Source organism: Streptomyces sp. V4I2, from assembly GCF_030817655.1.
In the GTDB taxonomy this organism is placed as follows: domain Bacteria; phylum Actinomycetota; class Actinomycetes; order Streptomycetales; family Streptomycetaceae; genus Streptomyces; species Streptomyces plumbiresistens.
This window is the reverse complement of record NZ_JAUSZM010000003.1, coordinates 10,033,128-10,057,672: the sequence shown is the minus strand read 5'-3', so window position 1 is coordinate 10,057,672 and position 24,545 is coordinate 10,033,128. Positions and strand designations below refer to the sequence as shown.

The window sequence follows — 24,545 nt, the reverse complement described above, 5'->3', positions numbered from 1 at the left end:
CGATGAGGGTGCGGGTATACCGGTGATGTGGGTAGCTGCAGCGGAGTGTGTGCAGGAGGCGCCTCGTAGTCGAACGGCGCGACCGCGTCCTCACGCCGCTGGGCCGTCCTGGATCACGCCGCGCACGGCGTCGAGCCGTACACCCGGTTCGAACTCCGCCAGCCGCCACGTCGCGCCGGCCTGCGCGTACGGCTCGGGATCGACACCGGGCGGCAGACTGACGGCGATGTCGTACGAGGACATCTCGCCGTGGCGCAGTTCGGTGAGGGCGCCGACGGCCTCGGCGAGCTGATCCGGGTGCTCGAGATTGACCGGGAAGAAGCCGTCGAGCCGGGCGGCCCTGCGGATCGGCTTGACGTTGCCCGGGAATCCGGCGGCCCACACCGGCACGCCGGGCCGCTGAACCGGTCGCGGCAGGAACGTCATGTCGTCGACGGTGTAGTGCTCGCCGCGGTGATGCACCGGCTCGCCGGACCAGGCGGCGGCCAGGATCGCCAAGGACTCGTCGAGCATCCGCCCGCGCCGCCGGTCGTCGACCTCCTCGCCGGTCTTGGACAGCTCGCCGGCGAACCGGTCACTGCCGAGGCCGACGCCGAGGGTGAGGCGGCCGTCGCTGAGTCGATCCAGCGTCGCGGTCTCCCGCGCGACCTTGGCCGGCCGTCGACGGGCAAGCGCCGACACCATCGGGCCGAGGCGGAGCCGCTCGGTCGCGGTCGCGATCGCCGCCAGCGCGATCCACGAGTCGGCGACCTGTCGGACCGGCGCCCGCCAGCACAGGTGATCCCACACGAAGCAGCCGTCCCACCCGGCTTCCTCCGCGTCGGCGGCCAGGCGCGCGACCACCCGCGGGTCGGCGAGGTCGTCGAAGAGCGGCAGCCAGAGGGCCGACCGTAGCCGGTTCATGAGCGGCCTCCTTCTGTGTGCCGCGCCAGAGCCGACACGAAGTCGTCCCACACCGGCCTCGGCAGGTCGTGCCCGGCTCCCTCGAGGACCAGCAGCTCCGCACCGGGGATCGCGTCGCGCAGCGCCTCTCCGTGTGCCGGCGGAAGGAGTGGGTCGTGGTCGCCGTGGACCACGAGCGTCGGCGCCGCGATGTCGCCGAAGCCGCCTCGGGCCGGCCCGTCGAACTCGATGGCGTAGTGGTTGACCAGAGTCGACGCGTAGCTCCTGGCGCGCGCCACGTCACGTTCGACCAAGGCTCGGATCTCGGCCTCGTCGAAGTACGGCGAGCCACCGGCGTACGCCCTCGAGGCGGCGACCACGTACTCGACGACCGCGGCCGCGTCGGAGGCATCCGGCTCGGCCGGCATGGCCAGGTCGCTCGACGGCGGCGGCAGATCGTCGGCCCCGGTCGAGCTCGAGACGAACGTCAGCGACGCCACCCGATCGGGATGGTCCACCCCGAGCATGAGTCCGATCCCGCCGAACATCGATTGACAGACCACATGGGCGCGCTCGATGCCCGAGACGTCCTGGATGCCAAGCACGTCCAGAGTCAGGTCGGTGAACGAGTACGCCGGCTGTCCCGGTGGGTAGCAGGCCGAGCGGCCGGTGTCCCGATGGTCGTAGCGGACCACGAACCGGCCACGGGCGGCGATCTGTTCGCACAGTTCGGCGTCCCACCACAGCATCGAGGCGGCCGACCCGGCGACCAGCATGATCGGCGGGGTCGCACGGTCGCCGAAGGTCTCGACACACAGCTCGGTGCCGTTGATTTTGAGGAGTTGCTCGCCGTGAGATTGATGTGGGGTCATGTCTGGCACGCTAGAGCCCGCGCATCGATTGTGAAAAGCGATGATTTCCGATTGATTCGATCGCTTGTGGCAATGGGCGTCGCTACGCTGGAACACGTGAGCAACGTCGAGCTGCGCCATCTGGCGGCGATGGCCGCCATAGCCGAGGAGGGCTCGTTCGGTCGGGCGGCCACCCGTCTCGGGTACACCCAGTCGACGGTGAGCCAACAGATCGCCGCGTTGGAGAGGGCCGTCGGCGGTCCGGTGTTCGACCGGCCGGGCGGCCCCAAACCGGTACGGCTCACCCCCCTGGGCTCCGTGGTCCTCAACCAGGGTCGCGAACTGCTGGCGAAGGCGGAGGCATTGACGGACGCCGTGGACCGGTTCAAGGCGGGAGACGGCCGGATCGACATCGGCACCTTCCAGAGCGTGTCCAACGTGATCCTGCCGTCGGTCGTACGCCGGCTGCGAGACGAGCACCCCGGCTGCGACATCAGGTTGTCCGAGGAAGAGCCGGAGCAGCCGCAGATCGGTGACCTCGACCTGCTGTTCTACGACGGCCGCATCGACGGCGACGTCGAGCACCGCAAGCTGCTCGACGATCCGTACCTGCTGGTGGCAGGCGCCGGCACCTTCCCCGACGGTCCGGTCCCGCTGGAGCGGCTCGACGGGGCACCGATGGTGGCCTGGCCGCTGACCTGCGACCAGCCCCTGATGGAGCAGGCCCTCGCCCGCAGCGGTGCCCGTCCGCAGGTCGTGTTCCGCAGCGCGGTCAACGACACCCTGTTGTCGATGGTGCGAGCCGGCCTGGGATCGGCGGTGCTGCCCTGGCTCGCCATCCGCGGTGCCGATGTCCCGTCCGACAACAGGCTCCGTGTCCACGAGCTACAGCCGTCCCTGCCGTCGCGGGAGATCCACCTGCACTGGCGGGCCGGACGTACCCACTCACCACTTGCCCGCCGGGCCATCGAGATCGCCGTCGAGGTCGCGGCCGATCTCGCGCCGCCGCCGGCCAGTGCTTGATGCGCTCGTAAGCATCATGCTGCTGTTCGCGGCGGGTTCCGTCCGGCGCGGTGGCCCGGATGCGCGACGACGCTGCTGCGGGCATCTCTTCCTTCGTCAGCACCACACACCGCGGACGCCCCACGATCACGGTCGCCGGTCGCCTGCGGTCGACGGATGGACCGCACGTGCGAAGAGTGCGCCGAAGGCCCGAGATGCCAAGGTGTCCGGCCCTCAGCTCGTCGGCGCATCCGTGTGACGCACCAGGAGGGAGTGACTCTGTGCGCCAGGGAACACCAGCCGCACGCCGAGCAGCATTCGCATGGGCCCGCCGACGGCCGACGGCCCTGTCGGCGGGTTCTGGATGCGGTAGGGCGGGCCACCAGTTCGGCACCTCACGTCACACGGGAAGGACCGGATCGAGCAACCGCGCATGGGCAGCAGGGATGGTGGCGGTAGCCGTCGGGGCACTGCTCACCGGCGCTGTCGGGGCGTGCGGCGCCGCCGACCATGACAGTGCTGTGCACTCAGCGGTCGACCTTGCCGACCGTGACCGCGTGCCGGCCTCCAGCCCGATGATGTCCGCACTCGACGATACGACCGGGACCGGGCCGGGAGTGCCTCTTGGGTCCAGCTCTCACGGCGTCCAGTTGCTGCGGGCTCAGGTTCGGGAGACCTTTCCCCACGATCCTCTGGCCTTCACCCAGGGCCTGGAGTTCCGCGGCGGAACCCTGTACGAGAGCACGGGACTGGTCGGTCAGTCCTCTCTGCGCGCAGGGCCGCCAGGCAGGCCGCCCACGGTGTATGCCGAGCTGCCGGCGCCACTGTTCGGCGAGGGCATCACTCTGGCCGGCGACAAGTTGTGGCAACTCACCTGGCGCAACGGCATCGCCATCGAGCGCGACCCCACCACTCTCGCGGAACGCCGCCGGGTCACGTACGAGGGCGAAGGCTGGGGCCTGTGCCACCAACGCGTCGCCGACCAGGAACGGCTCGTGATGAGCGACGGCACGAGCCGGCTCACCTTCCGTGACCCCAAGACCTTCAAAAGCACGGGCGGCATCAGCGTGCGCCAAGGCGGCCAACCGGTGACATACATCAACGAATTGGAATGCGCGCCCGATGGCTCCATCTACGCCAACGTCTACCTCACGGACACGATCGTGCGCATCGACCCGCACACCGGCGCCGTCACCGCGCAGATCGACGCCGCCGGACTCCTGACGGCATCGGAAGCCGACCGAGCCGAGCAACTCAATGGCATCGCCGCCGTACCAGGAACGAACGAGTTCCTGATCACCGGCAAGCACTGGCCTCGCATGTTCCAGGTCGCCTTCGTCCCGGCGTGAGCCGCCCGTCCGACCGGTTGGGCGGACAGCCGGCGCCGGCGGGTCCTGCTCCATCGCCTGCGGAGAGGACCCGTTCCCAGCAGGCGGTGACCATCCGTGCGTAGGTCTCAGCCCCAGGGCCGTGGACGAAGTTGCCCGGAACGCTGTGCGTGCGTCCCGGGCAGTGGGTGGCTTCGCGATGTTCTTTGGGGATTTGCAGGCTTCAGCCGTCTCAGGCCGCGGCCGTCGGGTTTGCTGATGCGGCGGCGTCGCGGTACTCGGCGTTGATGCGCTGGGCTTCTTTGAGCTGGTCTTCAAGAATGATGATGCGGCAGGCGGCCTCGATGGGGGTGCCGTGGTCGACGAGTTCCCGGGCGCGGGCGGCGATGCGCAGCTGGTAGCGGGAGTAGCGGCGGTGTCCGCCTGCGGAGCGGAGCGGGGTGATGAGGCGGGCTTCTCCGATGGCGCGGAGGAAGCCTTGGGTGGTGCCGAGCATTTCGGCGGCCCGGCCCATGGTGTAGGCGGGGTAGTCATCGTCGTCGAGTCGGCCGTACGTGTCGTCTGCTGTCACTTGCACCTCTCTGTGGAACGCGTGGAGGGGCCCTGGTGCCGTATGACACCAGGGCCCCGAAGGAACAGCTACACCATCTGCCGGCCCCGGTACTGCGCCGGCCTTCTGTCTCCGCAGACCCGACCCAGATGCTGTCGGGGATGCTGGGATCGCGGTTGCTTGACCGGAGACCACCTCACTATCGATGTCCTGCGGTACCCGGGCTCAAGACTTCCACCCGGGCGATCCTGATGGCGCTCAGCTCCTCCGTTCTTCCCTCAATGATCAACTGCTTGCCAAACGGGGAACTACGTACTGCTGGCACTTCTCGTACTGCTGGTACTGCTCCACTACGTACTGCTGGTGATGCGAACTGCTCAGCGGCCTACGACAGCGCCACTCTTCGACAGCCAGCCCCGTCGCCCGTCCTGCACCTGCTCCGGCTTGGAACCCCACTGCCGAACCTCCCGGCGCGCGCGTCCGCAGCCGACGCCTTCACCGAGGTACTGCCCACTCCACTGCTGGTACCGCGAACTGCACCTGCGGGTACTGCCACTGCGTCAACCGCAGTCCTCACGGCGGCCCCTGATCACTGCAGCCACCCGGTCCGGCCGTCAGTCCCGTCACCGTCCTGCAACCACCCTGGCTCCGGAACTCCACCACCGCACCGCACAACGAACCACAACTGCCTACTACCGACCGGCAGTTCGTGTCTGCCAGGCCCTGCTGTCTCTCTGCGCTACGAGGGAAACCATAACCACACCACCACCCAATGTCTACTCCAGCAAAAACAGATTTCCGCGCGTTCACCACCGAAGAAATCAACCCCGAACAGCGATGAAGAACGACGCCACACAGAGCCGACCGGAGACATGCGACGCGAGTCGCCTCAGCGCAGCAACGGCCGTCCGGCACGGCACGGCACGGCTGCCGATCGCCCCAGCGGCAGAGCGGAGCTCAGCAGGGCAGACCCACACGGCGGGCTGAAGCCGCGTCAAACGGCGGGGTGAGGTCAGTACGAGGCGCTCCCCTGCGATCGTCTGCTCGTACGCATCAGTCTGCGTGTCAATGGCCCGGCTGATCGCCTCTGCTCGCCTGCCCCGGAAGGCCGGGAAGGCAGAAGCCATGGCGGTGGCCTTTGGGTGTCTTGGCCCTGCTAGAACAGTCTTTGGTGGGCATCCAGGAGCGCGACCGTAAGGTGCACCGGCCGCTGTGGCGGGCCGGCCTTGAGGTAATCCCGAACGCGGTGCCGGACGGCACGATGCCGTTCGTTCACGGATACGGTGCCGAGGAGGTGGGCAGCGGGTTCTCCCACCGGTACGACACCCCACGGCTCGTCGAGCGGCTCAATGAGGACTGGTACCACCTCGCCGTCTCCTCGGGTCTTCTCGACCATCGGCGCGAGTTCCTCGTCCAGCTGCCGCAGGGCACCCGGACGCACCGGGCTGCCCTGCGGAACATGCATGGTGGCGGCCACACCGCGCCGGCCGTCTGGACCCGGGTCCGGCTCCTGGAGCGCTGGGACATCATGGGGCGGGGTGCGGCTTCAGCGTTCCTCGGCGTGCACGAGCGCCACCCGGGCTTCGCCATGATGGCGCTCGACAGCAGCGTGTACGTCTGTGCCTCGACGGGCGAGATCGGCGTCGATGTGCTCGCGGTACCCCACCCGGACCGCTCGGAGAACATCCTGCGGCACCTGGAGTGGATCACACTTCACGACAGCCCCTACGTCAACCGCGAGTTCAAGGAGCGGATCGCCGTCTGGCTCGGGGCCCGCACCGGGAGCGCTGTCAGCCCTTCAGACCGTTGACGACGCGGCCCGGCGGTAGGCACGAGGAGGACAACAGCGAGGCCGGCGAGGCGATCAGGTTCTTCGTCACGGACATCCTGCGGTCACATCGACGGGCGTCAGCATCGCGGCCGCCGCCCTCTCCGTGATCTTCAATCTCGCCGAGTCCGCCCAGGGCCATCCGATCCTTCGCCCGGACGTGGGCCAACGAGCTCAAGGCCCGGAACATTCGGGTCAACGCGATCTCCCCGGGTACGATCGACACTCCTGGGCTCGACGCCGTGGCGGGTACGGGGGACACGCCCGCCACCAAGTCACACTTCGCCGCAGGTGTCCCACTCGGCCGGATCGGCCGCGCGGACGAGGTCGCCAACGTCGTGGCCTTCCTCGCTTCCGAGCAGAGCAGCTTCGTCCTTGGAGCCAACCTGTACATCGACGGCGGCGAGAACCAGATCTGACCCCTCGGCCGGGGGGGACCATCGCGCGCGTCTGCGACGGAGATGGTCGACGGGTTCTCCGTGCGATCAGCGGCCGTGGGGCAAGTGGATGTGCGCGGGCTGCCGCTGGACGGGCAGCGCACCTCGGTGGAGGGCGATGGCCGCCCGCCTCGGCGGGGATGGTAACCGGGAGGCGCTGGTGCACTGCATCACCTCCAGCCCGTGGGACCCGCGCATGTGCGGGCCCGGCCGGCCTGGAGGATGCACGTGGCGATCGGTCCGAAGGCGCTTGTCGTCGACGACACCGGCTACGTCAAGGACGGGGCTGCCTCGGCGTGTGTGTCCAGGCAGTACACCGGCCCCGCGGGCAAGGTCACCAACTGCCAGGCGGGCGTGTCGCCGCACCTGGCGCACGATCATGCCTCGGTGGCGGTGAACTGGCGGCTGTTCCTGCCCACTTCGTGGAAACCCGCCTCTGCGGAGGCCGATGCGGCCAAGGTCGTCCGCCGCACCCGCCGCACCCGCCGCACCCGCCGCGGCATCCCCGACCAGGCGGGGCAGGTGGAAAGTGGCAGCTGGCCTCGGACATGATCGACGAGATCCGGTCGTGGGGCGTCGATGTTCCCCTGGTCGTGGCGGATGCCGGATACGGCGATGCCGCCGCCTTCCGCCGCGGCCTGGAGGGGCGCAAGTTGCCTCACGCGGTGGGGATTTCCTCCCGCTTCGAGCGCATGTACTCGCGGTTCGTCGTCCTGCACCTCCGCCCCGCCGGCCACGGCATCGGCCGAGCCACCGACGAAGTGGAACTGCCCGAACGCTGGCTGCTGGCGAAATGGCCGGCCGGTGAGAGCGAGCCGGTGCAGTTCAGGCTCTCCAGTCTGCCCTCCGGGATGCCGCCGGCCACCCTGGTGCGGCTGGTCACGCCGCGCTGGTCCACCAGGAACTCCATGGCCACAGCGGCCCTTTGCTGCGCCGACCCCATTGAGCGGTGTGCATCGTGAAGGTGCTGGTCACGGGTCTGGCGTGAGTTGTCTTCGGCGTACTCGTGCTGGTCGTGGGCGGCAGTCTGAGGTGTAGATCGTCTGGCGGGTGCGGGTTTGGCGATTTCTCGCCCGCCGTCTCGGGTTGCGCTCGTACGCTCCGGCGCATGGTGGACCCCGAGGTGCATGAGCGAGCCACCGCGCGCCGCGCGGAACGGGGGGCACCGAAGCTGCTGGGCTATTGCGGGAGCAGAAGGTTTTGGTCGGGTCGCTGCCAGAGCAGCGGCCGGCCCGGTTAATCGGTTGCGGACCTTCGGGATGGCGTCTCACACCAAACTTTCTCAGCCAGCAGCGCTCCGGCGACGACACGACGGACACTGCGCCGTTGACACGGCGAACACGACGAGACCGCGAGGGTATGTACTGACAGGTGTCTGCCTCGGGCAGGCGCTGGCCGCGATGCTCGTGGCATGACCAAAACGAGTGTCCCGATCACTGTCTTCGCCCGTACAACGTCCAGCCCCGCGCACACCTACCAGGTCATCGTGCCGATCGACCTCGCCCAGGTGTTCAAGCCGTGGGGACCGTTCCCCGGCGTCGCGGAAGTGCGCGACCAGACCGGCACCTGGAACCGGCCGGGGACGTCGCGCCAGACCTGGTTCACCGACGGCTCCAAGGCCGACGAGCGGCTTACCGAGATCGCGGAGGGTCACGGGTTCGCCTATGAGCTGAGTGGCTTCACCAACGTGCTGGCCAAGCTGATCTCCGGGGTGCGCGGCGAGTGGTCGTTCCTGCCCGATGGGACCGGCACGTCGATCCGGTGGACGTACGACTTCCGGCCGCTGCCAGGCCGCCGCTGGATCGTCGCGGGGCCGTTCAAGCCGCTCTGGGCCCGCTACATGCGCGCTGCACTCACCAGGATGGTGACCGTGGTGCAGGAAACGCCCGGTGGCATCATGGAGGAGTGAGCGACCTGAGCTTCGGCGCCTTACTGCGCGGCTGGCGCGACCGCCTCGACCCGGCCGATGCCGGCTACACCCGGTCGGCCCGCCGCCGCGCCCCTGGCCTGCGCCGCGAGGAACTCGCCGAGCTCGCCGGCCTCTCCGTCGAGTACGTGCTGCGCCTGGAGCAGGGCCGGGCCACCAATCCCTCCGCGCAGGTGGTCTCGGCCATCGCCCGCGCGCTGCGGCTCGCCCCGGCCGAGCGCGACCAGTTCTTCCGCGCTGCCGGTCTGCTCGCCCCGCGCGACCATACCGTCGGCACGCACGTGCCGCCGAGCATCCGCCGCCTTGTTGCCCGCCTCGGTGACCTCCCGATCGGCGTGTTCGCCGCCGACTGGAGCCTGCTGTGGTGGAACGCCATGTGGACGGCTCTGCACGGCGACCCGTCCGGCCTGGCGCCCGCCGAACGCAACCTCGCCCGCGCACTCTTCGGCACGGGAGAGGGGCGCTGGCACCTGTACCCCCTTTCATCGGCGGCCGGAGAGTACGCGTTCGAGACGGCGATCGTCGCGGACCTGCGCGAAGCGGTCGCCCGCTATCCGGCCGACCCGGAGCTGACCGCGCTCGTGGACGGGTTGCGCAGGGCCTCGCCGTTCTTCGGTGAACTGTGGGCCGTGGCGGGCATGGAGCAGCTGACCGGGGATCTGAAGACGATCAGCCATCCCGAGCTTGGCGACGTAACCCTGGACTGCGACGTGCTGACCTTGCCGGGAGCCGACCTGCGCATCGTCACCTACACAGCGGCCCCGGGAACCCGCGGCGCCAACCAACTCGATCTCATGCGTGCGTCCCGGCTCAGCGAAGCCCGCTGACAATCGGGGCGCTGAGGAACTCATTCGGCATCTGACCGTTCATCGCAAAACATCCTGCGGGGTGCCACAACACGGCCCTCGTCGGTGTGTAGGAGGCATCCGGACGTCAACCACGACCCCTTCGGCACTCGGCCCGGCTCCCGCACCGGGGCGCGACATCCGACCGCAAGACCACTAGCCGCAGTCGCGCGCGAGCCCGTATTTCCGGACGCTCACGAGCTCGGCCGGCAACCGCTCCCCGTGACGTGATTGACAGCCTGCCGTTCCTGCACGAGCGCGACGTCGCCGTGCTGGGCAACGACGGCGTGCAGGACGTGCAGCCGTCCGGCTACGGCCCGGACCTGACCAGGCCGGTGCACACGGCGAGCCTGGTCGCCCTCGGTCTCTGGCTCATCGACAACATGGAGCTCACCGAGCTCACCGAGCTCACCGCGGTGTGCCGCGGCGAGCCCCGCTGGGAGTTCTTCTTCGCCGCGCTGCCCTGGCGAATGGTCGGGATCACCTCCAGCGCCAGCAATCCAGTTACGGTCTTCTGATCTTCGCACCGCAACCCGCCCCCAGTTCTTCAGAAAGGACTTCTGTCCATGCCCACTACGGCAGTTCTCGTCATCGACATGCAGAACGGGTTCCTGCACCCGAAAGGATCCCTCGCCAGGGCCGGTATGGGTCTGCCGGACGCCGAGCCCGCCATCCGCGCGACCCGGGGCCTGCTCGCCGCAGCCCGCAGGTCCGGACTGCCCGTGCTCTACACCCGGCAGGTCATCACCGAGGGCGGACCGGAGATGTCCCCGGGGTGGCGCGAGGCCGCGGCACCGGCCCTCGCCGTCGAACCACGCATGCTCAGCCACGGCAGCTGGGACGCCGAGATCCTCGACCGGCTCGCTCCGGTCGCGGGCGAAGTGGTCGTCGACAAGAACCGCTACGACGCCTTCCTGTACACCGACCTCGAGGACACGTTGCGCGGCCTGGGTGTTACGCGCCTCCTGGTCGCCGGGGTGCTGACCAACGTGTGCGTCGAGTCCACCGTGCGTTCCGGGCTGGAGCGCCGCTTCGACGTCGCGGTGGCCAGCGACGCTACCGCCGCCTACGACGGATTCCTGGCGCCCTCGCTCGCCTCGATGCGGGCGCTGTTCGCGACCGTGGCCCCCTGGTCCGAGCTCATCGCGAATTCCGACACCGAGAGGACATCCGCGTGATTGAGAACAAGGTCGTGGCCATCACGGGTGCCAGCGGCGGGATCGGGCGAGCCACCGCCGTCCGCCTGGCCGCACGAGGTGCGAAGGTCGTGCTCGCGGCCCGCACTGCCAAGGCACTCGACGACCTGGTGGAGGACATCCGGTCCGCCGGAGGACAAGCCGTGGCCGTCGCCACCGACGTGACCCGCCGGACGGACGTCGCCGCGCTCGTCGCGACCGCGGTGGCCGAGTTCGGGCGACTGGACGTCATGGTGAACAACGCCGGGATCGGACCGGTCTCCGCGCTCGACGAGCTCAAGGTCGACGAGTGGGACCAGATGGTCGACGTGAACCTCAAAGGGGTGCTGCACGGCATCGGCGCGGCGCTACCGGTGTTCCGGCGGCAGAACGCGGGCCAGTTCGTGACCGTGGGCTCGGTGGCGGGCATGGCACCAACACCCACCATGGCCGTCTACGGCGCCACCAAGACCGCGGTCCGCGTCCTGTGTGACGGCCTCCGCGTCGAGGCAGGCCCGGACGTGCGGGTGACCCTGGTCTGCCCCGGTTTCGTGGCCACCGGCTTCGTGGCCACCGTCTCGGACCCGACCGTCCGCGCCACGCTGGAAGAACGCCGCGACGCCATGGCCATCAAGCCCGAGGCCATCGCGGACGCGATCGTCTTCGCGGTCGACCAACCCGCGGAGGTGGACGTGAACGAGATCGTCGTCCGCCCGACGGCACAAGCCTGACACCGTCGGGTCCGCCCGCGACGCGCTGGCTCCGCAGTGGCCGGTCGCCGGTGAAGCGGCTGTACGGGAACGGTTCCAGCTTCTGGGGCGGCGCCCAGACAGCAGCCAGCTCGCCAGGCTCTCGACCACGACGGCAGGCGTCGGCGGTGACGAGTTCGACGTCTCCCAGGGCGGGGTCCGCGACCGCCACTTCTTCCATCGTCCTGGTGGTCGTGTACGGATCCATCACATGACGCCCCCCCCAGCGTCCGAGTCGGAGTTGAGAGGGCCAGACCGTTCTTCGCGCTCGCTGATCCGGATGAGGCGGCATATGGCCAAGCTAGTGTGCTGCGCCGGAAATCCTGAGGGTTAGTAAGTACCCTGTCGTCATGTCGCATTCGGGGCCTTCTGCTGCAGAGATCACGTTGTCCGAGGCCGAGCGTGCCGAGTTGGTGCGCCGGACGCTGATGCCGCACCGGCGCTCGGCCGAGAAGGCCCGCATCATCCTGGCGTGCGCTGACGGCATGTCAAACGCGGGTGTCGCACGGCTCGTCGGTGTCCAGGCCAAGACGGTCGGCAAGTGGCGTCGGGCTTTCGCCGCAGAGCGGATGGCTGGGCTTGAGGACGCCGGCTGGATCGGCCGGCCGAAGGCCGACCTGATCCTCGACGATGCTGAGCGCAGGCAGCTGCAGCAGTGGGCGCGGCAGGCGAAGACCGCTCAGTTCCTCGCGTTGCGGGCCAAGATCGTGCTGCGCTGCGCGGAGGGCGGGACGAACCAGCAGGCCGCGGCCGACCTCGGCATCGACAGGTCGACCGTGGACCGCTGGCGGGCCCGGTTCATCGCGAAACGCCTCGATGGTCTGCAGGACGAGCCACGCTCGGGCCGGCCGCCGTCGATCCTCCTCGACCAGGTCGAGGAGGTCGTCGTGGCCACCCTGGAGTCGGTCCCGGGCCAGGACACGCACTGGTCACGGGCCTCGATGGCCCAGCGCACCGGCCTGTCGAAGTCGACGATCGGGCGGATCTGGAAGCGGTTCGGCCTCAAGCCCCACCTGCAGGACTCCTTCAAGCTGTCCACGGATCCGCAGTTCGTCGCCAAGGTCGTCGACGTGGTCGGCCTGTACCACCACCCGCCCGAGAAGGCGGTTGTGCTCTGCGTGGACGAGAAGAGCCAGATCCAGGCGCTGGACCGCTCACAGCCGGTCCTGCCGATGATGCCGGGCATGCCCGAACGCCGTACCCACGACTACCTGAGGCACGGCATCACCAGCCTGTTCGCCGCCTTCAACATCGCCGACGGCACCGTCATATCGGCACTGCACCGCCGCCACCGGGCGATCGAGTTCAAGAAGTTCCTGATCCGGATCGACAAGGCGGTGCCCGCCGGCCTCGACGTCCACCTCGTCTGCGACAACTGTGAGACTCGTGGGGTGCCGCCGGGGGCCGGAGCCTGACCCGTGCGACAACTGGCCTCAGCTGCCTTGGAGTAGATCTGTCGGTTCCGGCCCCCCGGCGATGCTTGCTGCCGCCGGACCGGCGGGCGTGTCCCGATAGGGGCCTTGCCCTACAAGGCACCATCACAGTTCTGACCGCCCACCCGGCCCGGCGTCGGCCATCAGCCCCAGCCGATGAAGGAGCCGCGTGACCGTCACCAGCATGCCCCAGCCGACCCTGCCCGCACAGCGGGCAGCACAGCCCGCGGAGGACGTGATCCTCGGGGTCGACACCCACAAGGACGTGCACGTCGCCGCAGTGATCACCGTGCTCGGCGCACTGCTGGCTCACCAGGAGTTCCCGACCACCGCTGCCGGATACCGCCAACTCCTCGCCTGGGCCCGCTCCTTCGGCATCCTGCACCGTGCCGGAGTGGAGTGCACCGGATCCTACGGAGCCGCCCTGGCGCGCTTCCTGCGGCAGGAGAACATCCAGGTCATCGAGGTCAACCAGCCTGATCGTGCCACCCGGCGCAAGCGGGGCAAGACCGACGCCGTCGACGCGGACGCCGCTGCCCGTGCCGTTTTGTCCGGACGCGCCACCACCACGCCGAAGACGGGTGAAGGCCCGGCCGCGGACCTGCGCGTCCTCAGACTGGCCAAGGAATCGGCCGTCAAGGCCCGCACCCAGGCGATGAACCAGCTCAAAGCCGTACTCCTGGGCGTCGACCCCGTACTGCGCGAGTCCTTGTCCGGACTCAGGAACCCGGCGCTGATCGCGCGGTGCGCGGACGGCCTTGCCGACAGCAACGACGCGGCCGCCTTCACCCTCCGGCTCCTGGCCCGCCGCATCCAGCACTTGACCTGCGAGGTTAAGGATCTCGCCCGCCGAGTCACCCGGGCCGTCCGCGCACACCGCCCGCAGCTGCTGGAGATCGTCGGCATCGGGCCGGACAGCGCCGCAGCCCTCCTCGTCGCCGCCGGCGACAACCCCGACCGGATCGCCACCGAGGCGTCATTCGCCGCTCTGTGCGGCGTCAGCCCGGTCGAACAGTCCTCCGGCAAGACCCAGCGCCGACGGCTAAACCGCGGGGGCAACCGGCAGGCCAACGCCGCCCTCTACCGCATTGTCATGACCCGCATCCGCTGGGACGAGCGCACCCGCTCCTACCTGGAGCGACGCACCAAACAGGGCATGTCGAAGCGTGAGATCATCCGCTGCCTCAAGCGCTACGTCGCCCGCGAGATCTACCACCAGATCCAGCCGAAGACGGTCACCCCAAATCCCTCTCCCGCAACTTGACGAAACATAGGGGCATCTACGCCACCCACAACACCGCCGAGATCAGGACGTGGCTCGGTAAGCACCCACGCTTCCACGTCCATTTCACCCCCACCGGCTCCTCCTGGATGAACCAGGTCGAGCGGTGGTTCGGCCTGCTCACCGACAAGCTCATCCGCCGCGGCGTCCACACCTCCGTGAAGGCGCTGGAGGACGACATCACCGCATGGATCGACACCTGGAACGAGAACCCGCGGCCCTTCACCTGGACCAAGACCGCCGACGAGATCCTCAACTCCCTCGCCGACTACCTCACCAAGGTCGGAACCACCGGCCAGAAAACAGAGCAGAACTAACCCTCAGGATTTCCGGCGCGTCACACTAGGCGTCCGTCGCGAGGCCGCGCTGATCACGAGACCGCTCGTCCGGGCCGGATGCGGGTGTGAGCGGTCGCCGGTTCGTCTTGATCCCGGCTATGACGATTGTGCTGGGTAGGCCGGCTGTCGACGGGGTACGCGAGGCCATGGCCTCGCTGCGGGAGTGGCACTACGACGAAGCGCCGATGCAGTTGCATTCCGTGGACATCGGCTGGAACTACCGGTTCGGAACGGCCGAGACGGCCGCGGTGGTCCGGGCCTGGAGTCGGGACGGGCGGATTCTCGCGGTCGGGATGCTCGATTCGCCGACGCTGGTGCGGATGACGCTCGCTCCGGACGCTTTCCAGGGTGAGGACTTGGCGCGGCGGCTCCTCGAGGACTTCTCGCTGCCTGAGCGCGGCGTGCTGCCGGAAGAAGCGGTGTCCATCGAGGCGCCGCTGGGCCTGCTGCTCCACGACCTGCTGAGCAAGGAGGGCTGGGGCGTCGACGAGCCGTGGACGCCGCACTTCCGCGACCTCACCGAGCCGGTGGAGGACCCCGGCGTGCGGATCAAGTCGATCGGCCCAGAGCAGGCGCAGGACTTCGCCGACGTTCTGCGGTCGGCGTTCAACACCTCGCAGCCTACGCGCGAGTACCGGCACGCGATGTCGGCGGGACCGTTCTACGCCGACGCCCGCTGCCTGGGCGCCTATGGCGACCTGGGCAGCGTAGCGGCGGTGGTGACGGTGTGGTCGGCCGGCCCGGGGAAGCCGGGGCTAGTCGAGCCGATGGGCGTCCACGAGGACCACCGTGGTCGCGGCTACGGCCGGGCGATCACCGTGGCCGGGGCCGCCGCGCTGCGGGAGATGGGCTCGTCGAGCGTGCGTGTGCGCACGCCGAGTTCCAACGTCGGCGGTGTCGCCACGTACAGGCGGCCGGGTTCGAGGTGCGGCCGGAGGTGCGGGGCAGCGCATGGTGGACCCCGAGGTGCATGAGCGGATCACCGCGCGCCGCGCGGAGCTGGATGAACTCGAAGAGCAGCTGGTCAAGCAGCTGTCCGAGGTGCGGGCCGAGCGGGACGAGCTGGCCGTGGCGGTGCGGGTGTGGCAGCGGATGAGCGAGCAGCTCGCTGACGAGCGGGCAACGGCCGGGTCGCCGGTGGTGCAGGTGGCGGGTCGGGCGGTGCGGCTGATCCCGGACCGTGCGTCAGGGGTGGCCGAGTCCGCGCTGCCAGCGGACTACCAGCGCATCCTGGCCGCCGTGCGGCAGGCCGGCGGGCCGGTCGTCACGCGGGCCGTCGGTGAGGCGTTGGGTCTGGACACCGGGGTGCGGGGCAAGCTGGAGCCGCTGCGCGGGAAGTTGACCAAGCTGGCCGATCGCGGCTGGCTGTACAAGCGGGGAGACGGCAAGTTCACCGTGCGCCTGTAGTCGCCGGACTCGAAGAGCGGGCGGGCGTAACCGGCGGGCCCCCCGGCGGCAGTTGAGTTTGGTGTGAAGAAAAACAACGAAACCGTCGAGGGCCCTGACGGCCTTGTCTACACCGCCCGCCTGCCACTGTCGAGCGCCACCTTGAACTATCTCGCCGATCTGATCCGCGGCCACTGCAAGAAGATCCGCTCGCCGTGGCGGGCGCTGCCCGCCGGGAAGATCGCTGGGATCGTGCTGGCAGTGCTGCGCTGTGACCAGCGGCCCGGCGACCTGGCCGGCGGCAACGGCATCCACCGCACCACCGTAAGCCGGTGGGTGCGCGAGGTCGTCGGCCTGCTGGCCGCCCGCGCCCCGCGCCTGGACCGCGCGCTCAAGGAGATCGCCCGAATGGGCGGCATTGTACTGATGGACGGCTCGCTGATACGCACCCGACGCCGCACCGGAGACGCGAACCGGAAGAACTACGCCGGTAAGAGCAAATGCCACGGACTACTCGCGATCGCACTCACCGACGATCGTGGCCGGCTGCTCTGGGTCTCCGCGGCCCGGCCCGGACGCACCTCGGAGATCACCGCCTGCCGACACGACCACCTCACCGCCCATCTGCGCGCGACCGGCCTCGGCGCCATCGCCGACCTGGGCTTCATCGGCCTCGATGACAACGACGACCCGGAGGCCGACCCGGCCGTGATCACCGGCTACAAGGCCGCCCGCAACAGGCCCCTGACCTCCGGCCAGAAACTGTCGAACACCGTGCTGGCCGCAGTCCGCGCCCCGGTCGAGCACGGCTTCGCCCATCTGAAGAACTGGCGCGTCCTCACCAAGCTCCGCACCGACCCGAAGTCGGCGACCGCCCTGGTCAGGGCCCTGCTGGTGCTAACCAACCGCGAAATCGCCCGCTGACCGATGATCTTCGCGAGAGGCATCCGCCCACGACCAGCCTGAGAATCCCGAAGACGACTCACGCCAGACCCGTGACCTGCGACTTCACGATGCACACTGCTCATTGCGGCCCTGCTCGCCGACCAACCGGACGGCGTACCTGTGGCAGCCGTGTCGCGATCGCCGTCAACGCGATGAGGCCCGCCGCGGTGTCCGACGGCCAATTGCCTGTCTGCGTCCCTGCGTGGGTCATCGAATGCGGCGGGACCGACCCCGCCCTGAGTCAGTGTGTGTAGGCCTTCCACGCTGCCGGTTTCAAGTTGTGCGCGGCGCGCGCTCACCCGGAGGCAACTGCGCGGACGCAGCAAGCACCGAACGGCAGTCGAGCCAGGCGTCAGCACTTAGCAAGTCCTGAAGTCGAGCGAACAAGGCGAGCAGCTCAGAGCTCCACTTGTCGCGAAAGACAGCATCGACACGGGCAAGGTCGATTTCGTTCGCTGCCGACAGTTCGGCGAAGTCCCGGCGCGACTGTGGTCCTGGAATGGAGGAGCAACCGGTGAACCGGTCATGGAAGTCCGCGTCGCCTTGGCTGAGAGACGGGTAGGTGGCCTTCCGGTCGCATGAGGCGTACAGGTACACGATGGCCTCAGCCTCGACGCCGATCACCGCGGCAAGGTCCTCACGGCGGTCCAGCGGCAGCAGGGCTGTGGGGAAGCCGTCCGTGCCGTAGAACGCGTGACAGAGTCCGGCGAGTTGGAGGGCCGGGCGGGCTTTCCATGTTGCGAGCTGAGCCTGTACGCGCTTGAGGTGGGCAAGGAGAGTGCCACCGGGGTGCGCGATACCTTCGGCGCCGAACTCGCGCAGGAGAGCAACTGCCCGGTCGGTCGCGGCAGGGCCAGAGGCAGAGGCAGAGGCAGCAGGCACTGTGTCCGTCTCCTTTCGGCGAAAGGGTGGTCGGCACCCGCACAGCGCCTTCGCCCGGTCCGGATCCGCGTGAAAGCACTGGGCGGGTTGCCGCCTGGGCCCTGCAACGATCCTCTGGCAGGCCAGCACCCCAGTCAATCCTGGGAATTGCTCGCTTGACCTTAGGGATAACTTGGATGCCATGACTCTGGACGATCTCCGCGTGTTCGTTGCCGTGTGCCGAGCGGGAAGCCTCAGCGCTGTGGCCCGGGACCTGTCCTGCACACAGTCAGCGGTGAGCCAGCACGTCAAGCGCCTGGAGCGAGAGACCGGCGTGAGCCTGCTGGAGCGTCAGCCGCGCGGAGTCGTGCCGACAACGGCGGGGCGGATCCTGTGCGACGCCGCCGCCGAGGGGATCGGCGGGCTCGATCTTGCGCTACGCCGCCTCGGCGATCTTGTGAACGGAGACAGCGGCTCCGTGCGGATCACCACGGGTGGAACGACAGTCCGGCATTTCATGGCCGAAGCGATCGTCTCCTTCCGCCGGCGCTACCCGAGGGTGAGCCTGGAGTTCCAGACCGAAACGTCCAGTCGCGGCTGCTTCGACGCCCTTTTGGCCAGCAACCTCGACCTGGCCTGGATCACGATCGGCGGTCCCGTGCGCGGCATCGAACAGCGCCCCGTCGTCGATCTGCCCTGGGTGCTGGCCGTGCGACCCGACGACCCACTCGCGGCTCGCAGGCATATCGACGTCTCCGACCTCACGGGCATTCGCCTCGTCCGACTGCCGCCGAACTCCACCTCCGGCGCCCACCTGGACGCCGTGTTCGCTGAACTGGGCATCCGGGCAGGCTCGGACACGAGCGTCGCCGACTGGGATACGGCTCTGCTGCTGGCCGAACTCGGCTTGGGTCACGCCGTCGTACCCGCTGTACCGGGTCTAGCCACACCTGCCGATGGTGGCCTACGCCTCCTCCCCATTCCCACTCTGCCGCCACTGTCCGTGGGCTGGGCGGTACGCCGCTGGGACGCGCTCTCCCCGCTCGCTCGGGCCTTTGCCGACACGGTCGCCGACCAATGTGCGGAGACATCCATCATTGCGTGAGTCGGAGCCAGGCTGAACAGCAAGCGGAGGGGCGGCTGAGGAGTCCTCGTGATGTGGTCCCTCCCCCGGCCGGGGGAGAGGGCTCCCTCGCGCGCGGGATCTTCCTGGTGCCGTCGCCCGGTGTACTGAGGCAGTCGGCACTGAAAGGACTCGCATGCGCACCCTCACCAGACGACGTCTGCTCACCTCCGCGGCCTCGGCGGCGGGCCTGGCCGCCGTACCTGTGCGGGCCGCGGACCGGACCCACGCAGGGGCCGATGACGTGGTGGCCGCCCTGTGGGCGCTTCCGGGCCTGCGGGTCATCGAGGAACGGCCGGGCGCCGAGCCTGGATACCGCTTCTTCGTGCTCGGCCTGCGCCAACCGGTCGACCACAACGACCCCGAGGCCGGGACCTTCGAGCAGCGCCTTACCCTGCTCCATACTGCCGCCGACCGGCCCACCGTCCTGTTCAGCACCGGATACGAAGTGCCGCTCATGCCGCGGCGGACCGAACCGGCCGTCCTGCTGGGCGGTAACCAACTCGGCGTCGAACACCGCTTCTTCGGCACCTCGCGTCCGGCGGCCCTCGACCTCACCCATCTGACGATCCGCCAGGCCGCCGACGACCACCACCGCGTGGTCCGCCTCTTCCGCCGGCTGTACCCCGGCGCATGGATCTCCACCGGCGGCAGCAAGGGCGGCATGGCCAGCGTGTACCACCGCCGTTTCCACCCCCACGACGTGGACGGCACCGTGGCCTACTCCGCCCCGAACAACGTCGACGACCGCGAGGACTCCGCGTACATACGGTTCCTGGAGCACGTGGGCACCGCCGCCGCCCGCGACGCCCTGAAGACAGCACAGCGACAGATGCTGCTGCGCCGCACATATCTGGTCGCCCGCTACGAGGCCTGGGCAGCCGCCACCCATGACACCTTCCGCATCATCGGCAGCGCCGACAAGGCACTGGAGCTCGCCGTCCTGCGAGTGCCGTTCATGTTCTGGCAGAACCACACCGCTGCGGACGCCCCCGCCATCCCCGGCCCGGACGCCTCCACCGACGTGCTGTACGCGTGGCTGGAAGAGACGGCCGCCCTGCCCGTCTACGCCGACTCCACAGCCCGGAACTACATCCCCTACTGGTACCAACTCGGCACACAAATGGGCTACCTGAACGTTCCCACCGCCCATTTGGACGGACTCCTGCAGTACCGGGACGGCATCGAGCCCCGCAGTTTCGTGCCGCGCGACATCCCGATGCACTTCGACGCCGAGGCCATGCCCGACATCGACCGCTGGGTGCGGCGGCGCGCCAGTCGGCTGCTCTTCGTCAACGGCACCCAGGACCCGTCCGTCGCGGAGCCCTTCCGGCCCGGTCCCCGCGACGCGCGCGTGCTGTGGGTGCCGGGCGGCAACCACCACGTCACGATCGCGGGCCTGTCCCCCGCCGACCGCGCGGAGGCTGTCACAGCGCTTCGCCGGTGGGCCACAGGCAGCGGCTGAAGTCCCCAACGTCGCCAGGTCCCGCTCAGGCACATCGTCCATCGAAGTGCTGGAAGCCGCGCCACTCCCGCTGGGCGGACTCGCGAAATGCCTCCTGCGGCCGGTCGGCCCGGCGCCCGTTCAGGAAGCCGCGGTAGGTCGTCCTCGCAGACGGCGAGGTACGCATGAGCGGCGGTCAGCGTCTTGTGCCCGAGGATTCGCGACGCGATGTGGACGGACAGGCCGCCGGCGACGGCCTCGGTGGCGAACATCCCGGCTTGTGTCCACGCAGAGGCTGTGTGCGGGTGACCCCATGTGGGGATTGAGCAGGCGTGTCGTTGCGGACCATTTCGCAGCGCAGGCAGCTGAAGTGTTGCATTCCGAGATCGTCGATGTGACGCGGATCACTCTCTGGGTAGCTTCGGGCAGGCATGCGCGATCATGACCGGAATGGACGCTCGTTTTCTTGGCATCTCCGAGTTGGTCGAGACCCCGTCTGTGGCGGTCGTAGTCGACGTGATGCGTGCTTTCACGGTGGCCGCCTGGGCCTTTGCCCAGGGGGCGGAGAAGATCGTTCTCGCTGAGTCGCTGGACGAAGCCCTGGCGCTCAAGGCTCGCCACCCGGATTGGGCGGCGCTCAAAGACGGTCCGCCCGCGCCCGGGTTCGACATGGTCAACTCGCCGGGCCTGCTGCGCTCTGTTGACCTTGGCGGACGGACCGTTGTGCAGAAGACCACAGCAGGGACGGTCGGCGCCCTCGCGGTCAAGGAGGCGTCTCTGGTGCTGTGCGCCAGCTTCGTGGTGGCGGAGGCAACGGCCCGGCTCCTGCGGACGCGCAAGAGTGACACTGTCACGTTCGTGGTCACTGGCGACAATGGGCAGGCCGATGAAGATCTGGCGTGTGCTCAATACATCGCCCACAGTGTCACGGAGGGGGGAACGGATGCTGCTGAGTTCATCCGCCGCGCTGCCGAGTCGCGCGCCGCCGCCGAGTTGGCGGAGGGTGTGCGTCAAGGAGTCCATCCAGATGACGTTGCACTCTGTCTTGAGCTCGACCGGTTCCCCTTTGCCATGGTGGCGACCCTGGAAGGTGCGCTCATGGTCCTCCGTCCGTGCGCCACGCTTTCGCTGACCGCCGACGCCTCGATCTGATCCCTGGTGAGGTCCCACTCGCACCATGCGGGAGCCGGCACCCCGTCGGGTATGCGGCGCCACTGCAGGTCCCGACGACGGTGGTTCTGGGTGGCGGCACGCGGCTGACCCAAGGGGTGCGACGGCGGCTTCGCGAAGCCCGATGGGCGGCGAGCCGGGCCAGGGACCGACCGCGGAAGTCGGTGAGTTCTTCGACCGTCTGCCCGACTGGGCCAGCGTTTCCGGAGCTTGGTGATCTGTTCCTTGAGCCGGGCGATCTGGGCCTCGAGAGGTTCGGGAATCTCGTCGGTGCTGGTCGGTGCTGGTCGGCGCGTCCGGGCGGAGCCAGTGGCTGATGTCGACCGCGTCGACCGCGAGGACCAGGCGCCCGTCGGGGGCCCGCGGCATGGGCAGGCCGACCAGTACCTGCCGCAGCCGCAGCAGATCGACGTTCCCGCTGTTCAGGGCCTCGTCCATGGCAGCGTGTACCCGCGCCGGTGCTCGGCCACCAGCGTCAGATCCACCGGCGCCCTCACCGGCCCCTCCGCGCACAGCACCACGTCAACCAGCTCGAACAGTTCCTCCCCGCGCGGCCAGGCCATGTGCGACCGGGGCGGGGGCCCGCGCGTCGATGGCCGGCGGACCTGACTGTTCGCCGCATGGCTGTCCTTGTCCCGCTTCCGGGTGGTGATCCCGGTCTGGGACTGCGCGCGGCGAACTTCCCCACCGGCAAGACTCTGGCCCACCGGCGGGCCGAGAAACAACCATCCCCGAACCCACCCTTGACTCCCTGATCACCCTGGGATGGATCGGCCGCGCCGAGAACCTGGTGATCGCGGGCCATCGGGCACCGGCAAGAGCCACTTCACCGCGGCCTGGCCCCGGCCGCGGTCGAGAAGGGCCTGCGGGTGGCTTGGTTCACCCTGGAGACGGCCACCAGTCTCAGAGCGCTCGGCTTCCCGAGCGATTCTCAGGACCTGTGCGTGGGAGCCGCGCCAATCCAGCGGTGATAGGCATCTACGTCGACGTTGCTGCCGCACACAATGGTGACGACGTGCCGGCCGGCGAAGCGGTCACGGTCTTCGAGGATGGCCGCGATGCCGAGCGCGGCCGACGGTTCGACGACGAGGCCGGCATGGTCGAGAAGCATCCGCATACCGGCGATGATCGACACCTCCTGGACCAGGACGGCGTCGTCGGCGACCAGGAGGAGGTCGTCCAGGACGGCCGGGATGGGACGCCGGCCGGCGACGCCGTCAGCGATGGTGTTGGTCGAGTCGGTGGTGACGACCCGCCGCCTGCGCCACGAGTGTGTCAGCGCCGGTGCGCCCAGCGGCTGGACGCAGATCACCTCGACCTCGGGGGCCAAGGCCTTCACCACATGGCCGACACCGGTGGCCAGCGCCCCGCCGCCGAGAGCGATCAGGACGGCGTCGAACGACGGCACGGTGTCCACCAGTTCCAGGCCGATGGTCGCCGCGCCCTCGCAGGTCTCGATGTCCAGGCTGTCTTCGACCAGCCGGATGCCGTCGTGCCGCGCGATGGCCGCCGCCCGCTCGCGAGCCAACTCGTGGTCGCCGTCCACCAGCTCCAACCTGGCCCCCAACGCGCGGATGCGATCAAGCTTGGCCACGGTCGCGAAGCGGGATGCCACGACGGTCACGTCGAGCCCCCTGCCGCGACCGGACCAGGCGAGGGCCTGGCCAAGGTTGCCCGCGCTGGCGCACACGACGGCTCGCGAGTCATGGTCGGCGAGCAGACTCGCCACCACCTCGGTGCCGCGGGCCTTGAAGCTGCGGACCGGGTTCGCCGTTTCGAGCTTGATACTCACCGTGCACCCGAGGCCGGGCTCCAGCGCCTCGCAGCGGTACAGCGGAGTGTCGAGAAACATCGGGTCGATGACCCGGCGAGCCGCCCGGATCCGAGCAGTGTCGAGGCGCGTCTCCTGCACGACACAGCAGCGTAGCGCCATCGTGGCCCCGAGGCCCCGAGGCCGCGACCAGGCGGGCTTCGCGGGCACCGTCGAGGCTGATCTGCTGGGCCACCTGTCGGCGTCGACCAGCTCGTCGCCCTTCAAGGCGAGCCCGGTCAGGCGGCCGCGCTGCAGGCCGGCGGCATCCATCAACTGGTAGGCGAACCAGCGTCACCGGGCCACCTGGCGGCGCCGGCGCAGTGTGGCAGGCGGAACAGAGGGCAGGAGGCCGCCGCAGGGGGTGCCGTAGTCGTGCAGCGCCGTCCCTCGGCCGATCCGATGGAACAGACTGCTGCCCAAGTCCCGCTCCAGCGCCTGGGCAGACGCGTCACCACCAGCCCTACGACCACCCCGGCTACGGCGAGCAGCGGCAGCTGCGCCTGACAGACCCGCCCTGCCCTGCCCTCAGACGGTTGGACCGCGTCGGTCGCGGCAGGGGCGAAGCGGGCGCCGCAGCCCTGCGGACAGCGGGTGGCCTTGCCGACTCCGGTCGGGGCCGACGACGGTTCGGCGTCGCGCACTCCGGTCCCTGCGGTTCCTGGCTGTTGGAACCCGACCCCACGCATTCCAGTCCAGTTCCTACAGAAGTTACGGAAGCTACGGAAACTACGAGGCTCGGGGCCGTGCCGTCGCGCCGAGGTGCTGGAACGGTGGGAAAGGGCTGGGAACAGGCCCGGACCAAGGCAGGTGCTCCACAGGGCCGCTCCGCCCAGGAGGTGGCGCTATGGCTGGCCAGGTCAGCGAGAGGCTTCCGCAGGAGCGGGCGGCGCGGGGCCGGGCCGCCCGGGCGGATGCGCCGCGCTCCGCTCACGCGGAGTACCAGCCCTCGGCGACTGGCCGCCAGCATGGCCATCGCCGGACGCGAGAACGGCTACGCGGATGAGCGATGCGCCACTTCGCCGGCCTGGGCAACCTCGCCGTATGGTACGCCCGGGCCGACATGGACGCGCTGCGGAAGCTGGCGGACCGGAAGCTCGGAGCGCGGGGCCGCGAGCGCACCCGGCCGAGCAGCACCGTCCGAAGATGAGAAGGCTGATTGCCGCGAGGCCTCCGAGA

The 24,545-nt window shown here is 69.3% G+C and carries 20 protein-coding genes and 6 pseudogenes; 20 read left to right on the top strand and 6 right to left on the bottom strand.

From position 1 onward, the window contains the following. Window positions 1-90: 90 nt before the first annotated feature. Window positions 91-903, bottom strand: coding sequence for an LLM class flavin-dependent oxidoreductase (locus tag QFZ76_RS47020; RefSeq protein WP_307679446.1), 813 nt, complete (start codon window positions 901-903; stop codon window positions 91-93). Then, a complete protein-coding gene (locus QFZ76_RS47015) occupies window positions 900-1,754 on the bottom strand; it encodes an alpha/beta fold hydrolase (RefSeq protein WP_307679445.1) in 855 nt (284 codons plus the stop codon). The genes QFZ76_RS47020 and QFZ76_RS47015 overlap by 4 nt, the downstream gene beginning before the upstream one ends. 72 nt (window positions 1,755-1,826) lie before the next feature. Between QFZ76_RS47015 and QFZ76_RS47010 the strand changes: the two genes are divergently transcribed. After that, on the top strand, window positions 1,827-2,756 hold the full coding sequence (locus QFZ76_RS47010) for a LysR family transcriptional regulator (RefSeq protein ID WP_307679444.1): 930 nt from the start codon (window positions 1,827-1,829) through the stop codon (window positions 2,754-2,756). Between the two features lie 536 nt (window positions 2,757-3,292). After that, window positions 3,293-4,084: a glutaminyl-peptide cyclotransferase gene (locus QFZ76_RS47005; RefSeq protein ID WP_307679443.1), complete on the top strand. Its 792-nt coding sequence runs from the start codon at window positions 3,293-3,295 to the stop codon at window positions 4,082-4,084. Window positions 4,085-4,295: 211 nt separating this feature from the next. Here the strand turns inward: QFZ76_RS47005 and QFZ76_RS47000 are convergent, their stop codons facing one another. Then, the gene (locus QFZ76_RS47000) at window positions 4,296-4,634 is read right to left on the bottom strand and encodes a MerR family transcriptional regulator (protein WP_307679442.1); all 339 of its coding nucleotides are present in this window, start codon (window positions 4,632-4,634) and stop codon (window positions 4,296-4,298) included. 1,150 nt (window positions 4,635-5,784) lie between these two features. Between QFZ76_RS47000 and QFZ76_RS46995 the strand changes: the two genes are divergently transcribed. From QFZ76_RS46995 to QFZ76_RS46925, 14 genes and pseudogenes are all read left to right on the top strand, one after another. Further along, complete coding sequence (locus QFZ76_RS46995; RefSeq protein WP_307679441.1) at window positions 5,785-6,423, top strand: hypothetical protein; 639 nt, start codon at window positions 5,785-5,787, stop codon at window positions 6,421-6,423. Between the two features lie 155 nt (window positions 6,424-6,578). Continuing rightward, window positions 6,579-6,860 (top strand): annotated as a pseudogene (locus QFZ76_RS46990) (SDR family oxidoreductase); the annotation flags it as partial. 240 nt (window positions 6,861-7,100) lie between these two features. After that, window positions 7,101-7,840, top strand: a pseudogene (locus QFZ76_RS52030) (transposase). Between the two features lie 449 nt (window positions 7,841-8,289). Then, entirely contained in the window at window positions 8,290-8,787 is a 498-nt protein-coding gene (locus QFZ76_RS46975; protein ID WP_306934976.1) for an SRPBCC family protein, read from the top strand. Continuing rightward, complete coding sequence (locus QFZ76_RS46970) at window positions 8,784-9,632, top strand: helix-turn-helix domain-containing protein (RefSeq protein WP_307679439.1); 849 nt, start codon at window positions 8,784-8,786, stop codon at window positions 9,630-9,632. Before QFZ76_RS46975 ends, QFZ76_RS46970 begins: the two co-directional genes overlap by 4 nt. A gap of 245 nt (window positions 9,633-9,877) precedes the next feature. Then, window positions 9,878-10,168, top strand: coding sequence for a hypothetical protein (locus QFZ76_RS46965; RefSeq protein WP_307679438.1), 291 nt, complete (start codon window positions 9,878-9,880; stop codon window positions 10,166-10,168). Window positions 10,169-10,216: 48 nt separating this feature from the next. Then, entirely contained in the window at window positions 10,217-10,828 is a 612-nt protein-coding gene (locus tag QFZ76_RS46960) for a cysteine hydrolase family protein (protein ID WP_307679437.1), read from the top strand. Then, entirely contained in the window at window positions 10,819-11,556 is a 738-nt protein-coding gene (locus QFZ76_RS46955; RefSeq protein WP_307680340.1) for an SDR family oxidoreductase, read from the top strand. Before QFZ76_RS46960 ends, QFZ76_RS46955 begins: the two co-directional genes overlap by 10 nt. 368 nt (window positions 11,557-11,924) lie before the next feature. Next, window positions 11,925-12,959: pseudogene (locus QFZ76_RS46950) on the top strand (IS630 family transposase); the annotation flags it as partial. 217 nt (window positions 12,960-13,176) lie between these two features. Further along, a complete protein-coding gene (locus tag QFZ76_RS46945) occupies window positions 13,177-14,271 on the top strand; it encodes an IS110 family transposase (RefSeq protein WP_307672412.1) in 1,095 nt (364 codons plus the stop codon). A gap of 17 nt (window positions 14,272-14,288) precedes the next feature. After that, window positions 14,289-14,606, top strand: a pseudogene (locus tag QFZ76_RS46940) (IS630 family transposase); the annotation flags it as partial. Between the two features lie 119 nt (window positions 14,607-14,725). Next, a pseudogene (locus QFZ76_RS46935) lies at window positions 14,726-15,570 on the top strand (GNAT family N-acetyltransferase); the annotation flags it as partial. Window positions 15,571-15,578: 8 nt separating this feature from the next. Then, window positions 15,579-16,034 (top strand): hypothetical protein, encoded by a 456-nt coding sequence (locus QFZ76_RS46930; protein WP_307679436.1) that lies wholly within the window; start codon window positions 15,579-15,581, stop codon window positions 16,032-16,034. 63 nt (window positions 16,035-16,097) lie between these two features. Continuing rightward, window positions 16,098-16,937: a transposase family protein gene (locus QFZ76_RS46925; RefSeq protein ID WP_307679435.1), complete on the top strand. Its 840-nt coding sequence runs from the start codon at window positions 16,098-16,100 to the stop codon at window positions 16,935-16,937. A 294-nt stretch (window positions 16,938-17,231) separates the two neighbouring features. Here QFZ76_RS46925 and QFZ76_RS46920 read toward each other — a convergent pair whose 3' ends face one another. Beyond that, complete coding sequence (locus tag QFZ76_RS46920; RefSeq protein ID WP_307679434.1) at window positions 17,232-17,840, bottom strand: DUF6817 domain-containing protein; 609 nt, start codon at window positions 17,838-17,840, stop codon at window positions 17,232-17,234. A gap of 181 nt (window positions 17,841-18,021) precedes the next feature. Here QFZ76_RS46920 and QFZ76_RS46915 point away from each other — a divergent pair, with 181 nt between their 5' ends. From QFZ76_RS46915 to QFZ76_RS46905, 3 genes are all read left to right on the top strand, one after another. Next, window positions 18,022-18,924, top strand: coding sequence for a LysR family transcriptional regulator (locus tag QFZ76_RS46915; protein ID WP_307679433.1), 903 nt, complete (start codon window positions 18,022-18,024; stop codon window positions 18,922-18,924). 154 nt (window positions 18,925-19,078) lie between these two features. Further along, window positions 19,079-20,407 carry a S28 family serine protease gene (locus QFZ76_RS46910; RefSeq protein ID WP_307679432.1) on the top strand — a complete coding sequence of 443 codons (1,329 nt, stop codon included), beginning with the start codon at window positions 19,079-19,081 and terminating at the stop codon, window positions 20,405-20,407. 429 nt (window positions 20,408-20,836) lie between these two features. Continuing rightward, window positions 20,837-21,538 carry a 2-phosphosulfolactate phosphatase gene (locus QFZ76_RS46905; RefSeq protein WP_307679431.1) on the top strand — a complete coding sequence of 234 codons (702 nt, stop codon included), beginning with the start codon at window positions 20,837-20,839 and terminating at the stop codon, window positions 21,536-21,538. A gap of 291 nt (window positions 21,539-21,829) precedes the next feature. Here QFZ76_RS46905 and QFZ76_RS46900 read toward each other — a convergent pair. Both QFZ76_RS46900 and QFZ76_RS46895 read right to left on the bottom strand, forming a co-directional pair. Next, window positions 21,830-22,119 (bottom strand): annotated as a pseudogene (locus QFZ76_RS46900) (transposase); the annotation flags it as partial. 368 nt (window positions 22,120-22,487) lie between these two features. Further along, a complete protein-coding gene (locus QFZ76_RS46895) occupies window positions 22,488-23,468 on the bottom strand; it encodes a threonine/serine dehydratase (RefSeq protein ID WP_307679430.1) in 981 nt (326 codons plus the stop codon). A 907-nt stretch (window positions 23,469-24,375) separates the two neighbouring features. Between QFZ76_RS46895 and QFZ76_RS46890 the strand changes: the two genes are divergently transcribed. Then, the gene (locus QFZ76_RS46890; RefSeq protein WP_307679429.1) at window positions 24,376-24,516 is read left to right on the top strand and encodes a hypothetical protein; all 141 of its coding nucleotides are present in this window, start codon (window positions 24,376-24,378) and stop codon (window positions 24,514-24,516) included. Window positions 24,517-24,545 lie beyond the last annotated feature (29 nt).

What these genes read in the sequence shown, in the direction of transcription:
- QFZ76_RS46915 (WP_307679433.1), top strand. Translation starts at nt 18,022, where the DNA reads ATGACTCTGGACGATCTCCGCGTGTTCGTTGCCGTGTGCCGAGCGGGA.
- QFZ76_RS46930 (WP_307679436.1), top strand. Translation starts at nt 15,579, where the DNA reads ATGGTGGACCCCGAGGTGCATGAGCGGATCACCGCGCGCCGCGCGGAG.
- QFZ76_RS46890 (WP_307679429.1), top strand. Translation starts at nt 24,376, where the DNA reads ATGCGCCACTTCGCCGGCCTGGGCAACCTCGCCGTATGGTACGCCCGG.
- QFZ76_RS46905 (WP_307679431.1), top strand. Translation starts at nt 20,837, where the DNA reads ATGGACGCTCGTTTTCTTGGCATCTCCGAGTTGGTCGAGACCCCGTCT.
- QFZ76_RS46960 (WP_307679437.1), top strand. Translation starts at nt 10,217, where the DNA reads ATGCCCACTACGGCAGTTCTCGTCATCGACATGCAGAACGGGTTCCTG.
- QFZ76_RS46975 (WP_306934976.1), top strand. Translation starts at nt 8,290, where the DNA reads ATGACCAAAACGAGTGTCCCGATCACTGTCTTCGCCCGTACAACGTCC.
- QFZ76_RS47020 (WP_307679446.1), bottom strand. Translation starts at nt 903, where the DNA reads ATGAACCGGCTACGGTCGGCCCTCTGGCTGCCGCTCTTCGACGACCTC.
- QFZ76_RS46910 (WP_307679432.1), top strand. Translation starts at nt 19,079, where the DNA reads ATGCGCACCCTCACCAGACGACGTCTGCTCACCTCCGCGGCCTCGGCG.
- QFZ76_RS47015 (WP_307679445.1), bottom strand. Translation starts at nt 1,754, where the DNA reads ATGACCCCACATCAATCTCACGGCGAGCAACTCCTCAAAATCAACGGC.
- QFZ76_RS47010 (WP_307679444.1), top strand. Translation starts at nt 1,827, where the DNA reads ATGGGCGTCGCTACGCTGGAACACGTGAGCAACGTCGAGCTGCGCCAT.